This window comes from Ignavibacteriota bacterium, assembly GCA_016218045.1.
Taxonomy (GTDB): Bacteria; Bacteroidota; Ignavibacteria; order SZUA-365; family SZUA-365; genus JACRFB01.
In genome coordinates this window covers 20,267-35,006 of record JACRFB010000024.1, presented here as the reverse complement: position 1 = coordinate 35,006, position 14,740 = coordinate 20,267, and the positions used below count along the sequence as shown (strand labels likewise).

The window sequence follows — 14,740 nt, the reverse complement described above, 5'->3', positions numbered from 1 at the left end:
CCAACGCCAAAGTCCCCACTCCTAACTCCTCGATACTAGCTCCCAGCTCCTCCCCCCATCGCCACGTACCAACAATCGTAACAGATACACACACCTGAGGTCTTCATGCCCACAGAATTTCGCAACGAACCAATCACCGATTTCACAAAGCCGGCGAACGCGCGCAAACAACAGGCCGCGCTGGCGCTTGTCCAGAAGAAGCTGGGCAAAAAGTATCCGCTGATCATCAACGGCAAAAAAGTTCTCACGCCCGATTTTATCGCGTCGATCAATCCCGGCAATGTGTCCGAAACCATCGGCCATTTTGCCAAGGCCGACACGGCGCTTGCCGAGAAGGCGCTTACCGTCGCATTAAAGACGTTCGAGACGTGGAAACATGTGCCTGCGGTGAAACGCGCCGCCGTCCTTTTCAAGGCCGCGAAAATCATGCGCCGCCGCCGCTACGAGATCAACGCGTGGATGATCAAGGAAGTGGGCAAGAACTACACCGAGGCCGATGCCGACACCGCCGAGGCCATCGACTTCCTCGAATTCTACGGCCGCGAAATGCTGCGCCTCGCCGCGCCGCAGCCGCTCACACCGATTCCGGGCGAGAAGAATGAACTCGTGTACCTCCCGCTCGGTGTGGGTCTCGTTATTCCGCCGTGGAATTTCCCCTTCGCCATTATGGCAGGCATGACCACCGCCTCGCTGGTCACGGGCAACACCGTGCTGCTCAAACCCTCGTCGGACGCGCCGATGATGGCCTGGCTGCTCATGGAGATCCTCGAGGAAGCAGGTCTGCCCGCAGGCGTCGTGAACTTCATCCCGGGCCCGGGCGCTTCGGTGGGAGACTATCTCGTCGCGCATCCGAAGATCCGCTACATCGCCTTCACCGGCTCGATGGAAGTGGGTCTGCGCATCAACGAGGTCGCGGCAAAAAAGGCGCCGGGACAGATCTGGATCAAACGTGTCATCGCCGAAATGGGCGGCAAGGATTCGATCGTCGTGGACGAGGGCGTCGATGTCGCCGATGCGGTGAAGGGCACACTCGCCTCCGCCTTCGGTTTCCAGGGACAGAAATGCTCCGCTTGCAGCCGCGTCATCGTGCATCAGAACATCTACGACCGCTTCGTCGCGAAACTGATCGAGGAAGGCAAGAAGCTGCAGATAGGCGAACCCGACAAGAACGTGTACATGGGACCCGTCGTGAACGAGCGTTCGATGAATTCGATACTCGGCTACATCGAGATCGCAAAGAACGAGAAGGGCGTTATCGCCGTGGGCGGTCAGCGCGCCGAGGGCAATGGCTGGTACGTGCAGCCGACCATCGTGACTAACGTGAAACCCATGGACACGATCTCGCAGGAGGAAATCTTCGGACCCGTGCTCGCGGTTGTCAAGGCGAAGGACTTCGACGACGCCATGAAGATCGCGAACAACACGATCTACGGCCTCACCGGTGCCGTGTATTCGAAGAACAAAAAACACCTCGAACAGGCGCGCCGTGACTTCTTCGTGGGCAACATGTACCTCAACCGCAAGTGTACGGGCGCCATGGTGGGCGGTCATCCCTTCGGCGGATTCAATATGAGCGGCACCGACTCCAAAGCCGGAGGCCGCGATTACCTGCAGCTCTTTACGCAGGCAAAATTGATGTCGGAAAAAATCGACTAATCAAACAACAGAAAGGGCGCGATGAGCGCCCTTTCTGCTGAATAGCAAGAACAAAGTCCGAAGTCGGGTCGTAAGGGTGTACGGTATCCTCACGTGCGCGTCAGGAGTCAGGAGATAGGAGTCAGGAGTCAGGCAGACACAGTGTCCTCATCGTGGCTCCTGTATGCTGTCTCCTGTATCCTGACACAAATATTCGCAGAACCCGCACACTATCGCACAGGCGGCGTATTACGACTCATGTTCGTAATCCACTTCGCGGACACGTTTGCGGTCGCGGGCGGCTTCGGTGTGTGAGCGGATTTTCTCGAAGAGGTTTTCGCCCGCGGGGACGGCGCGGAGCGTGACCTCGGGCGTGGTGCGGTCGGAGGTCTCGAGAATCACATTTTCGAGTCCGAATATCCGATACAGGAAGGGCGCCACCACGCGGTAGTCCTTGACGCGATACAGCTCGAGTTCCTCGCGCTGCCGCGAGAACACGCCCGTGTGAAAGATGATGCGCTGTGTGGTGACTTCGTAGCGCGTGTACTTGGTCTTCAGATACCGCACGATGGGCGGGATGATCAGAATAAAAGTGAGGAGAAAGAAACCGATGTTGGTTTTCTGTGAGGGTGATCCGGTCCAGATCGGTGTTTCCTCTGCCATGGCTCTTCCGCGGAATGGTGAATGGGGGAATCGCGGGAATATCGAGCAAACGACGCTGCGGTGCAAGGCCGCTTGACTTTCGGAGTTTCTGATTCCATATTGCGGCATATCCATTTCTGACAAAACATCACGCGAGGGTTCTGCCCTTCGCTGCCGTTGACTGATTTCGATTCGTGCGTGCACATCATCGTTTCATCAACCCATCAATGATTCATTGAAGAGGAGGAAGTATGAGTCTTGTCGATCGAGCAAAGAACATCATCGTCTCACCCAAAAACGAGTGGGCGGTCATCGCCGAAGAGTCGCCCGATGTTGGCTCCATCATCACCACCTACGTCCTCCCGCTCGCGGTGGTCGCGTCGATCGCGGCGTTTATCGGGTACGGGATTATCGGAGTTCCCATACCCTTTTTCGGGGGCACAAGCGCGAGTATCACGGTTGGAATCAGCCAGGCGGTGCTCAATCTGATTCTCTCCGTCATCAGCGTGCTGCTGACCGCGTTTGTGGTTGATGCGCTGGCAGGTTCCTTTGCTTCCGAGAAGAACTTCGGCAGGGCCGTGCAGCTCGTGGCGTATTCCTACACCCCGATGTGGCTCGGAGGAATCTTTAACGTGTATCCGCCGCTGGGAGTGATCGGCTCGCTCTTCGGGTTGTATGGATTCTACCTGATCTATCTCGGGTTGCCGCACACGATGAAAACGCCGAAGGACAAAGTCGTCATCTATCTCATCGTGACGATCCTGGTCCTACTTGTGATCTACTTCATTATCGCCGCGATACTCACTGCGATCCTCGCAGTTGTTGGTCTAGGATTGGTCAGTGCAGCCATGTAAGGCGCGCTGTTTTCGAGTCATGCGCTCTCTATTCCCTCTCACACACTAAATCGGAGTAGCCTATGTCGTGGTATCTCGCCGTGTTGAAAAAATACGCCGACTTCTCGGGACGCGCACGCAGGAAGGAATACTGGATGTTCTTCCTCGTGAACTTCCTGGTGTACGTTGTGCTGAGCATCATCGCGATGATGTCGATCGAGATGGCGCTGGTCATGTCCCTCATCCAGCTTCTCTACTACCTCGCAGTCCTGATTCCGTCCATCGCGGTCGGTGTGCGCCGCATGCATGACACAGGCCGTAGCGGCTGGTGGCTGCTGGTACCCATCGCGAACCTTATCTTCGCACTCACCGCAGGTACCACGGGCGATAACGAATATGGTCCGGATCCCAAGGCCTGATCATCTGGCCGAGTAGGGCTTTTCAACACAAGGGGCGATCATCCGGTCGCCCCTTTGTCAAGTAGCAAGGTAGCAAAGTAGCAAGGTGAAAGTAAGAAGGCGCGGCTGATTCGCCGCGCCTTCACGTCTACCGTCTCACGTCTACCGTCTCACGTCTACCGTCTCACGTCTACCGTCTCACGTCTACCGTCTCACGTCTACCGTCTACCGTCTACCGTCTCACGTCTTCCGTCTACAATCCTTCTTTACGAATGGCATCCGCGACGGTAATGGCGATCATGTCGAGAATCTCCTTCACGTCCGAGCCCCGCTGCAGCACGTGTACCGCCTTGCCCATGCCGAGCAGGATGGGACCGATGGGATTCGCGCCGCCGATGCGGGCGAGCAGCTTGTAGGCGATGTTGCCCGCGTTGAGGTCGGGGAAGATGAGCACGTTGGCGCCGCCCTTCAGTGTCGAGAAGGGGAAGGTCTCGTTGATGATGTCGGGTACCACGGCGGTGTCGGCCTGCATCTCGCCGTCGACCATGAGGTCGGGGCAGCGCTGCTGGACGATCTCGAGGGCCTGGCGCACCTTGCGGGGGGAGGCCTCGAGATTCGAGCCGAAGTTGCTGTACGACAACATCGCGACGCGCGGAACGATGTCGAAGTTGGCAGCGAATTCAGCCGTCTGGCACGCGATGTCGGCCAGCGCCTCGGGCGTGGGATCGATGTTGACGGTCGTGTCGGCGAGCAGGAAGGCCTGCTTCTTGAAGGCGAGCACGTAGAGGCCCGAGACCACCTTGTACCGCGGATCGCGGCCGATGATCTGCAGCGCCGGACGCACGGTGTCGGGATAGTGCGAGGTGTAGCCCGAGAGCATGCCGTCGGCGTCGCCCTGATGCAGCATCATGGCGCCGTAGTAGTTCTTGAGCGAAAGCAGGTCGCGACGCGCATAGTAGCGCGTCACTCCCTTGCGCTGGCGCAGCTTGTAGAAGGCCTCGATGTACGAGTCGGACTTCTCGTGTTTTTTCGGATCGACAATCTCGACGCCCGTGAGATCGTACCCGTGTTCGTCGGCGATGCCGCGGATGATGTCGGCGTTGCCGAGCAGGATCGGATGGGCGATGCCCTCGTCCACCGCGAGCTGCGCGGCCTTGATGACACGCGGCTGATCGCCCTCGGGCAGCACGACACGTTTGGGTGATTTGCTGGCCTTGTCGTAGATCGGCGTCATGATCACCTGCGAACGGCCCATGCGTATGTCGAGCTGATGTTTGTACGCGTCGAAGTCCTCGATCGGCCTGCGCGCGACGCCGGTGTCCATCGCCGCCTTGGCGACCGCGGGGGCCACGTATGTGAGCACGCGCGGATCGAAGGGCTTCGGAATGATGTACTCGCGTCCGAAGGCCATTTCGGTCACGCCGTAAGCGCGTTTCACACTCTCGGGCACGTCCTCCTTCGCGAGCGACGCGAGCGCGTACGAAGCGGCCTGCTTCATCTCCTCGTTGATCGCGGTGGCCTGCACATCGAGCGCGCCGCGGAAGATGAAGGGGAAGCCGAGCACGTTGTTGACCTGATTCGGATAGTCGGAGCGTCCGGTCGCCATGATGATGTCGGGACGCGCGCCGATCGCATCCTCGTAGGTGATTTCCGGATCGGGATTCGCCATCGCGAAGATGATCGGATTCGGGGCCATGGAACGCACCATGTCGGGAGTCACCATGTTGCCCGACGACAGACCCACGAACACATCGGCGCCCACCAGCGCATCGGCCAGTGTGCGCGCCGAGGTCTCGATCGCGAAGTCCTCCTTGAATTCGTTCATGTGTTCGGTGCGGCCCTTGTAGATCACACCCTTTGTATCGCAGAGCGTCACGTTTTCCTTCTTCACGCCGAGCGAGATGTGGAAGGTGGCGCAGGCGATACCCGAGGCGCCGGCTCCGTTGAACACCACTTTCACTTCGTCGAGTTTTTTGCCGACGATTTCCACCGCGTTGATCAGCGCCGCGCCGCTGATGATGGCCGTGCCGTGCTGATCGTCGTGGAACACCGGAATCTTCATCGTGCGCTTCAATTCCTGCTCGATGTAGAAACACTCCGGCCCCTTGATGTCCTCGAGGTTGATGCCGCCGAAGGTCGGTTCGAGCACCTGGCACACACGAATGATTTCCTGCACGTCCTTCGAGTCGAGTTCGATGTCGAACACGTCGATGTCGGCGAAGGTTTTGAAGAGGACGCCCTTGCCCTCCATCACCGGCTTGCCGGCGTGCGGACCGATGTCGCCCAGTCCCAGCACCGCGGTGCCGTTCGAGATCACCGCGACGAGATTCCCCTTTGCCGTGTATTCGAAGACCAGGTCGTCGTTCTTGTGTATCTCGCGGCACGGTTCGGCCACGCCGGGCGTGTACGCGAGCGACAGGTCGCGCTGCGTCACGCAGGGCTTTGTCGTCACAACCTCGATCTTGCCCTTTCGGCCCATGCTATGGTACTCGAGGGCATCTTCTTTTCTGATTTTCATTGCAGGTACTCCGGCGCTATGGTGGGGGATTTCTTCGGGGGTAATGGAGGAATTGTCAGTCTTTAAATTAGGCGAAAGTAGGGGACTGAACAAACGTACCTCTTCAAAGAGAGGTTCTTCAGAAACAACGCGCCGCTGGTCCTGTACGTTTTGCGTCAGGAGACAGGAGACAGGAGGCAGGAGGCAGGAGGCAGGAGACAGGATCTAGGAGTTAGGAGACCGGATATACGAGAACCCGACAGAAACCGGAGCGAGAGAATAACGCAGCCTCCTGCCTCCTGTATCCTGTCTCCTCACACGAATACAGCAGATCAACCTACCCATCTACCAACTACAATCTACCAACTACCATCTACCCATCTACCATCTACCACCTACTCGAGCAGAAACCCACGAACGGCAGAAACCACATCCTGCGGATGAATATCCCGCATACACCGGAAATGCCCGCGCGGACAATCAGAGCGACCAACATGTGTACACGGCCGGCAGCGAAGGCCGGACGTCTCAAGCACAACGGACGCACTCTGATACGGAAAAAATCCGAATTCGCGCACGGTGCTGCCGAACAGCGCAACCACGGGCACGGCGCACGCGCACGCCATGTGCATCAACCCGCTGTCGTTGGTTACGGCCACGTCGCACGACCGCATCGCGGCCGCGGTCTCGAGCAGAGTCAGCGCGCCGCAGTAATTGTGGACGGACGCGGGATCGAGCCGCGCAAGAGTTTCGCCGGCATCCCTGTCATCCGCACCGCCGAACACGGCGATACGCGCGCCGGGCACATGCAGAAGCAGACGGCACAATTCCTCGAAGTGTTCGAGAGGCCAGCGTTTGGTCGTATGCCGCGCTCCGGGACAGATGCCGATCAGCCGGGCATTCCCGGCATCCTCCGGCAGGACCCTTCGCCGCAGTTCCTCTTCGAGTTTCGCAGGCAGAAAGATCTCGGGACCGCGATCGTCCGGCTCGAGTCCATCCGCGGCGGCGCAGGCGATATAGCGCTCGGGCACGGACGGGGCCGCCGCGAGCAGATTGATGCCCGCGCGGACCAGCAGGGCGCGGCGCAGCGAATACTTCCGCAGCACGCGCACACGCGGCGCGATGCCCCGTCGCAGCAGGCGCGTGCGTAGCACATTATGCAGGTCGAAGACCGTGTCGTAGCGCTCCTCGCGGAAGCGGCGCCTCCATCGTGCAAGACCTGCGCGCCCCTCGCGCACATCGATCTCGTGTAATACCGAGACAGCGGGGTGGTGGCGCAGTAGATCGGCGTATTCCGCGCGGACGGCGACGTCGATACGCGCGTGTGGATAGGACCGGCGTAATGCGCGCAAAAAGGGCGTTGCGAGCAGAATATCGCCGATGGAACTCAGGCGCAAAACGAGTGTTTTAGATATGTCGGACTTCACGCGCTTTATCATTCATCCACCAAATGTAGAGACGGCGGGGCAATCGCCAAAGCTCCCGGAAAAACCATAGATGAAACACAACGGACACCCCGCGATCACCACCGTCGGCGGCCTGCGCCGCGCCGGTTGGAAAGTGCTTCCCGTCAAGGAAGAACTGCGCCGCAACCTCATCACAAAAATCACGGCACGCGAACGCCTCTTCGAAGGTGTGGTCGGCTACGACGACACCGTCATTCCCGCGCTGATCAATGCGATCCTTTCACGGCATGACATCATACTGCTCGGCTTGCGCGGACAGGCCAAGACGCGCCTCGTGCGTCTTTTACCCACACTGCTCGACGAATGGACACCGATTGTCGCCGGTTCGGAACTCAACGACAATCCCTTTCAGCCGATCTCGAAACGCGCCGCCGACCTCGTGGCCGAATACGGCGACGACACCGAGATCGAGTGGATTCCGCGCGAGCAGCGCTACGGCGAGAAACTCGCGACGCCGGATGTCACCATCGCCGATCTCATCGGCGACATCGATCCCATCAAGGCGGCCGCGCAGCGCCTGCACTATTCGCATGAAGGCGCGATACACTTCGGACTCATCCCGCGCGCGAACCGCGGCATCTTTGCGATCAACGAACTACCCGATCTCCAGCCGCGCATTCAGGTGGGCCTGTTCAATATCATGCAGGAGAAGGACATTCAGATACGCGGCTTCAACGTGCGCATACCGCTCGACGTGCTCATGGTCTTCACCGCAAATCCCGAGGATTACACGAACCGCGGCAATATCATCACCCCATTGAAGGACCGCATCGATTCGCAGATCCTCACGCATTATCCCGTCGATCTTGCACATGCCGTCGACATCACGCGCCAGGAGGCGTGGACGGAACGCGGCTCTGGCGTGACGATTCACATTCCCGACTGGTTCCGCGAGCTTATCGAACAGATCGCCTTCGAGGCGCGGGGAAGCGAGTTTGTGGATCAACGGTCGGGCGTGAGCGCGCGGCTCACCATTTCGGCCATGGAGAATCTTGTCTCCAACGCCGAACGCCGTGCCATCGTCAACGGCGAATCAGTCGCCGCGCCGCGTATTTCCGATCTCGGACGTATCCTGCCCTCGATGACGGGCAAACTCGAACTCGTATACGAAGGTGAGCAGGAGGGACTGGTCACAGTGTCGAAAGCGCTGATAGGCAAGGCCGCACGGACCGTGTTCGCGCGCTACTTTCCTGATCCGCTGCCGAAATCACGTCAGTCGCGCCGCGCCCAGCAGGGCGAAAAACGCGAGAACGCCGGATCGCCCGAGTCGGTGTACAGGCCGATCATTGCGTGGTTCGAAGGAGGACGCGATCTGCTGCTCACCGACGACATGCCGCAGAACGAGTATGTCGCGCTGCTCTCGAGTGTGCCCGGACTGCGCGCGCTTGCGCAGGGACAGTTCGGCGGCGACGAGACATCTCTCGCACCCGCAATGGAACTGATTCTCGAGGGACTGCACCAGCATTCCAAACTCGCGAAGAGCGAGGACGATGGAATCGTCGGGTATCGGGACATGCTCGGCACACTGCTCTCGACGATGGATCAGGGAGAGGAGACGTTCTGATGCGCCGCGCGGAACAGTCTCGTTTGACGCGCTCGGAGGACCGGCCATGAGAGTACAATACTCGGCCTGGATCGACGGACCTCAGACGCGACAGGAGCGCATGGAGAGTCTGATCACGCTCTTTTCCAATATGCTCATGCACACCGCGGGTGATGTCGCGGAGGCGCTCGAGTGGATGGAGGAGATCGACCGCCAGCACGGGATCTTTGACGCATCCCTGACCATGCAGGACTTCGTCGAGGAACTCAAACGCCGCGGCTATATCAAAAGCGACGGCGAGGAGAGCTTTGAACTGACGGCGAAGGGCAAGACCCGCATACGGCAGGACGCGCTGAAGGAGGTGTTCACATCGTTGAAAAAGGGCGGTCCGGGCTCGCACGAAGTGCCGCACACCGGCAGCGGTGTCGAGCGCACCAGCGAGAGGCGCACGTACAGTTTCGGCGACTCCGCGTCCGACATCGACTTCACCACAACGTTGCAGAACGTATACCGGCGCGCCGGTCTCGACGACTTCTCGCTCACCGAGGACGACGTCGAGGTATTCGAGACCGAGCACCTCACCTCGGCGGCCACCGTGCTGATGCTCGACATTTCCCATTCGATGATCCTGTACGGCGAGGACCGTATCACCCCCGCGAAACAGGTCGCGCTGGCCCTGGCCGAACTCGTCTCGACGCGGTATCAACGCGATGCGCTCAGCGTGCTGCTCTTCGGCGACGATGCCGTGGAGGTGGGCATCTCGGAACTGCCCTTTGTGCGAGTCGGGCCGTATCACACAAACACGCGGCAGGGATTACGGCTCGCGCGGAGCATACTCCGCCGATCGGGCAGCGCGAACAAACAGATCTTCATGGTGACCGACGGCAAACCGAGCGCCATTTTCGAGGACGACGGGCGCCTGTACAAGAACTCCTTCGGACTCGATCCGCGCATCGTGAACAAGACCCTCGACGAGGCGGTCGCGTGCAGACGCGACAACATTGTGATCAGCACCTTCATGGTGGCGCAGGATCCGTGGCTGGTGGAATTTGTCGAGGAACTCACGAAGGCCAACAAGGGGAGGGCGTATTTTACCGGGCTCGGCAAACTCGGAGAGTTCGTGCTCGTTGATTATATTCAAAACAGGAGAAAAAAGGTCTAATAGACCGGTCTCCTTTCCGAAGCACGTCTCACAACGGATTCCGCGCATGGACATCCTCTCGACCCCCGCGGCACAGCAGACGATACAGGCGATACTCGCTCCCGCCTTGATGATTTCGGCCTGCGGCCTGCTCCTTCTCGGACTCAACAACCGGTACTCCACCGTCGTGGGACGCATCCGCGTGCTGAACGATGAAAAACGTCGCAAGCTGGCCGACCCCGAGGCCATCGACCGCGAGTATGTCGACGCGATGCGTTTCGAGAGTCTGATGCGGCAGATCCCGTCCCTGCAGATGCGCGCCAAACATCTGCGTCACGCGTTGATCTCGCTGTGGAGCGGCGTGTTCTGCTACCTGCTCACGTCGCTGTGCCTGGGCCTGAGTCTGTTCCTGCATCTCCCCATCGCCGTGTTCTCGGTGTGGATATTCATGGTCGGCATCGGTTCGGCGGCGCTGGGTGTGATGTACGCCATGTTCGACATCGTGCTCGCGCACCGCGTGCTGCAGCTTGAATCCGAAACCATCTGATCCGCCCGCCGCGGGAGACGCGGCCGCGGGATCCGTGCCGTACGCGGACTACGTTCCGGTGTCCGACGCGACGCTGTCGCTCGCGCGCGCCAACGTTGTGGCGATAGCGCTGCTCCCCGCGATGACCGTGGCCTTCCTCGCGCCCACCGCGTTGCTGTACGGATGGGACGCGCTCGGTGCCGGTTTCCGCGCGGCGATACACCCCTGGCTCTTTATTCACGTGCTGCTTGTGGCCATCGTTGTCCATGAACTGCTGCACGCGGTGGGGTACCGCTACGTGGGCGGCGTGCCGCGCGCGGCAATCCGTTTCGGCATGAACTGGAAGGCGCTCGCGCCCTACGCCCACTGCGCCGCGCCCATGACGGCGCGCGCCTATGCGCTGTCGGCCGCGCTGCCGCTTATCGTGCTCGGTATTGTACCGAACCTGGCAGGCCTGCTCACGGGAGCGGGGTGGCTCGTGTTCTGGAGCTTCTTTCTGAGCATCGCAGCGAGCGGCGACATCGCCATACTGTGGGCCATCCGCGCCGTGCCCGCGACCGCTATCGTGCGCGACCATCCCAGCCGCGCGGGGTGTGAAGTACTCGCGCCCGGTCCTGACGTCGGGATAATGGCACATACAGGAGAATAAGACCCTGTAATCCGGTATGTCGTCAACGCTTCCCTGGAACTCAGCTATTTCAGGGCTGTTTTGGACATTTTTTTTTGATGAGGGAGGAAATCGGGGCTGGGACGCTTGCGCGTCGAACGTCGATTCACGATTTTGACCTCCGATTTCTGATCCTGTTTTTCCCTCCCTTCACACATTTTCTATCCCATTTTATCAGGAGCTCGTATGCACCGACGTGCGACGTGGTTATTGTTCGCCGTGCTTGCCGGGGTCTTCGCAGTGTGTGGCACACACGCCCGCGCCCAGGGCGTCACCACAGCGGCCATCAACGGCATTGTCATGGACAAGAGCGGAAAAGGCCTGCCGGCCGCGAATGTCATCGCGGTACATGTCCCATCCGGCACTACGTACGGAGTGAGCACACGTCCCGACGGACGTTTCAACCTGCAGAATCTGCGCGTGGGCGGACCCTACACGGTCACCGCCACCTTCATCGGATTCGAGCAGAAGAAATTCACCGACATCCAGCTTTCGCTGAGCCAGAACCTCAAGCTCGAGTTCGAGATGGAGGAGCGCAGCGTGGAAGTGCGCGGTGTCGACATCACCGGCGAGCGTAACGCCATTCTCAGCGCGAATCGCACGGGAGCCGCGACGAGTGTCACGACGGGCGACATCGAACGTCTGCCGACCATCTCCCGCAGCTTCACCGACTTCATGAAACTCTCGCCGCAGTTCGTCGGCAATTCCGCCGCGGGCCGCAACAACCGTTTCAACAACATCCAGATCGACGGCACACAGTACAACGATCTCTTCGGTCTCGGCGCGAGCGGCACCCCGGGCGGACAGGCCAACACCACGCCGATCTCCCTCGACGCGCTGCAGGAGTTCCAGGTGGTCGTGGCGCCCTTCGATGTGCGGCAGAGCGGCTTCACGGGCGGCGGTGTCAACGCCGTCACCCGCAGCGGCACGAACCGCTACACGGGATCCCTCTTCGGATTCTGGCGCAACCAGGACCTGGTTGGTCTCAGCCCCGACACCAACCGCACAAAGTTCGGCGCGTTCTCCGAATACCAGACCGGCTTCCGCGCGGGCGGACCCGTCATCGAGAACGAACTGTTCTTCTTTGTCAACGGCGAATTGACCAACCGCAATCAGCCGACCGACATACTCTTTTCGCAGCCGGGCCTTGCAGGCTCGAACGTGATCAACGTGCCGATCGACTCCGTGCGCCGCTTCGTCGACATCCTGCGCAATCAATACGGGTATGATCCCGGCAGCTTCGACAATGTCACGACGCAGCGCCAGAGCGTGAAGCTCTTCCTGCGCCTCGACTGGAACCTTGCCGCGAATCACCGCCTCACGCTGCGTCACAATTTTGTGGACGCGGGCGACGACAACCTGCCGCGCACCACCGCGCGTGTATTCCTCGAGAATTCGAACTACGTGTTCAACAACAGCACCAACTCGACAGTGCTGCAGCTCGGATCCACCTTCGGCAACACCATGGCCAACGAGTTCATACTCGGCTACACGCGCATCCGCGACAATCGAGAAACGCAGGGCGCGGCCTTCCCCTTGATCCGCCTGCGCTACGCGTCGAACATCGACCTCTATGCCGGCAGCGAGAACTTCTCGATCGCCAACCAGCTCGATCAGGACATCTTCGAGATCACCGACAACTTCAACATGTTCCTCGGCGACCATACCGTCACTGTCGGTACACACAACGAGATCTTCAGCTTCCGCAACCTCTTCATCCGCGACCTGTACGGCAATTACGAATTCAACAACATGACCGATCTCGTCGCGGGCCGTCCCTCGCGCTACACGCACAGCTACTCGCTGACGGGTGATCCGAAACAGGCCGCCGAATTCTCGGCCATACAGCTCGGCTTCTACGCGCAGGACGAATGGACCGTCATGCCCTCGCTCAAACTGACGGGTGGTGTGCGTGTCGACATCCCGAATCTCCCCGACAAACCCGCGTACAATCTGAAGATCGATTCCACCTTCGGGCAGTTCGGCAAACAGATGGGCATCGGCACCGACATCGTGCCGAGCGGCAACATGCTGTGGTCGCCGCGCCTCGGATTCAACTACGATCCGATGGGCGACCGTTCATTGCAGGTGCGCGGCGGCGCGGGCATTTTCACGGGCCGCGTGGCGTACGTGTGGATTTCGAACCAGTACGGCAACACGGGTGTGGAGTTTGCGCGTGTCGACGTGAGCAACCGCCCGGCGGGTTTCTTTAACCCCGATCCGTATTCACCGCCGCGTCCGGGTGTGACACCGGGCCTCAGCCCCGTCGCAACGTCGGAAGTGAACCTGACGGACAAGGACTTCAAGATGCCGCAGGTGATGCGTCTGAACATCGGCGTCGACTACCAGCTTCCCTTCGGCATCGTCGCCACACTCGAGGGCCTGTATTCGAAGGCGATCAACGACATTCTGTATCAGGACATCAACCTCGGCGCACAGCAGTCGACACTCGCCAACGACAACCGCCCCGTGTACGGAACCTACAACGCCACCTCACGGCGCTTCACGTCGAGCAAGGTCAATGCGGCATTCACGAACGTGATTCTCATGAAGAACACGGACCAGGGCTACCAGTACAATGTGACCTTGCAGTTGCAGCGCCAGTTCGCCGACGGCATCAGCGCGTCGGGCGCGTACACCTACGGCGAGGCGAAGGATCTCAACTCGACACTCTCGAGCCAGGCCTTCTCGCAGTGGCGTTATAATCACGTGCCGGGCGATCCGAACAATCCGCCGCTTTCGTACTCTGCTTTCGACATCCGTCACCGCGTGTTTGTTGCGGCGGCGTACCGTCACGAGTTCTTCGAGAACTGGGGCACCACCATCTCCATCGGATTCAACGGACAGTCGGGCCAGCCCTTCTCGTACGTGTACGACGGCGACGTCAATGCCGACGGCCAGACCGAGAACGATCTCATCTACGTGCCGAAGGATGCCAACGACATCATTCTCACCACCAACAACTACGACAAGCTGAACGAGTTCATCGAAGCCGACGAGGCCCTGAAGGGTTCGCGCGGCAAGATTTTCGAACGCATGAGCGGCCGTGTGCCGTTCCAGGCCGGACTCGACCTGCGCATCGCGCAGGAGATTCCGCTTCCCTCGCTCAAAGGCCACCGCTTCGAAGTCACGCTCGACGTGCTGAACTTCCTCAACCTTCTCAACGGCGACTGGGGCTACAGCAAGTTCGTCGATCAGCAGCGCTACCGCCTCCTGAAATTCGAAGGACTCGATGCAGCCAACGGCAACAAGCCGCGCTACAGTTTCAATGCCACGAAGATGGATCCCTACGACACTTCGTCGCTTGGTTCGCGCTGGCAGATGCAGCTCGGTCTGCGCTACAGTTTCTGATCCGGCCGTCATGAAAAAAGGGACCTTCGGGTCCCTTTTTT

The 14,740-nt window shown here is 59.9% G+C and carries 11 protein-coding genes; 8 read left to right on the top strand and 3 right to left on the bottom strand.

Features of this window, described 5'->3' with window-relative positions:
- Nucleotides 1–105 precede the first annotated feature (105 nt).
- The gene (gene pruA / locus HY962_07365; GenBank protein MBI5646735.1) at nt 106–1,656 is read left to right on the top strand and encodes an L-glutamate gamma-semialdehyde dehydrogenase; all 1,551 of its coding nucleotides are present in this window, start codon (nt 106–108) and stop codon (nt 1,654–1,656) included.
- A 228-nt stretch (nt 1,657–1,884) separates the two neighbouring features.
- Here the strand turns inward: pruA and HY962_07360 are convergent, their stop codons facing one another.
- Nucleotides 1,885–2,298, bottom strand: coding sequence for a PH domain-containing protein (locus HY962_07360; GenBank protein ID MBI5646734.1), 414 nt, complete (start codon nt 2,296–2,298; stop codon nt 1,885–1,887).
- 230 nt (nt 2,299–2,528) lie between these two features.
- Between HY962_07360 and HY962_07355 the strand changes: the two genes are divergently transcribed.
- Both HY962_07355 and HY962_07350 read left to right on the top strand, forming a co-directional pair.
- Nucleotides 2,529–3,131: a YIP1 family protein gene (locus HY962_07355; GenBank protein MBI5646733.1), complete on the top strand. Its 603-nt coding sequence runs from the start codon at nt 2,529–2,531 to the stop codon at nt 3,129–3,131.
- A 62-nt stretch (nt 3,132–3,193) separates the two neighbouring features.
- A complete protein-coding gene (locus HY962_07350; GenBank protein ID MBI5646732.1) occupies nt 3,194–3,529 on the top strand; it encodes a DUF805 domain-containing protein in 336 nt (111 codons plus the stop codon).
- Between the two features lie 232 nt (nt 3,530–3,761).
- Here the strand turns inward: HY962_07350 and HY962_07345 are convergent, their stop codons facing one another.
- Both HY962_07345 and waaF read right to left on the bottom strand, forming a co-directional pair.
- Nucleotides 3,762–6,026 (bottom strand): NADP-dependent malic enzyme, encoded by a 2,265-nt coding sequence (locus tag HY962_07345; protein MBI5646731.1) that lies wholly within the window; start codon nt 6,024–6,026, stop codon nt 3,762–3,764.
- Nucleotides 6,027–6,400: 374 nt separating this feature from the next.
- Nucleotides 6,401–7,432, bottom strand: a complete 1,032-nt coding sequence (waaF, locus tag HY962_07340; protein MBI5646730.1) for a lipopolysaccharide heptosyltransferase II — start codon at nt 7,430–7,432, stop codon at nt 6,401–6,403.
- Nucleotides 7,433–7,502: 70 nt separating this feature from the next.
- Here waaF and HY962_07335 point away from each other — a divergent pair, with 70 nt between their 5' ends.
- From HY962_07335 to HY962_07315, 5 genes are all read left to right on the top strand, one after another.
- Complete coding sequence (locus HY962_07335) at nt 7,503–9,035, top strand: sigma 54-interacting transcriptional regulator (GenBank protein MBI5646729.1); 1,533 nt, start codon at nt 7,503–7,505, stop codon at nt 9,033–9,035.
- A gap of 46 nt (nt 9,036–9,081) precedes the next feature.
- On the top strand, nt 9,082–10,176 hold the full coding sequence (locus tag HY962_07330) for a hypothetical protein (GenBank protein MBI5646728.1): 1,095 nt from the start codon (nt 9,082–9,084) through the stop codon (nt 10,174–10,176).
- Nucleotides 10,177–10,222: 46 nt separating this feature from the next.
- Entirely contained in the window at nt 10,223–10,702 is a 480-nt protein-coding gene (locus HY962_07325) for a DUF2721 domain-containing protein (protein ID MBI5646727.1), read from the top strand.
- Nucleotides 10,683–11,330 carry a DUF3267 domain-containing protein gene (locus HY962_07320; GenBank protein ID MBI5646726.1) on the top strand — a complete coding sequence of 216 codons (648 nt, stop codon included), beginning with the start codon at nt 10,683–10,685 and terminating at the stop codon, nt 11,328–11,330. Before HY962_07325 ends, HY962_07320 begins: the two co-directional genes overlap by 20 nt.
- A 204-nt stretch (nt 11,331–11,534) precedes the next feature.
- Nucleotides 11,535–14,699 (top strand): TonB-dependent receptor, encoded by a 3,165-nt coding sequence (locus HY962_07315; GenBank protein ID MBI5646725.1) that lies wholly within the window; start codon nt 11,535–11,537, stop codon nt 14,697–14,699.
- Nucleotides 14,700–14,740 lie beyond the last annotated feature (41 nt).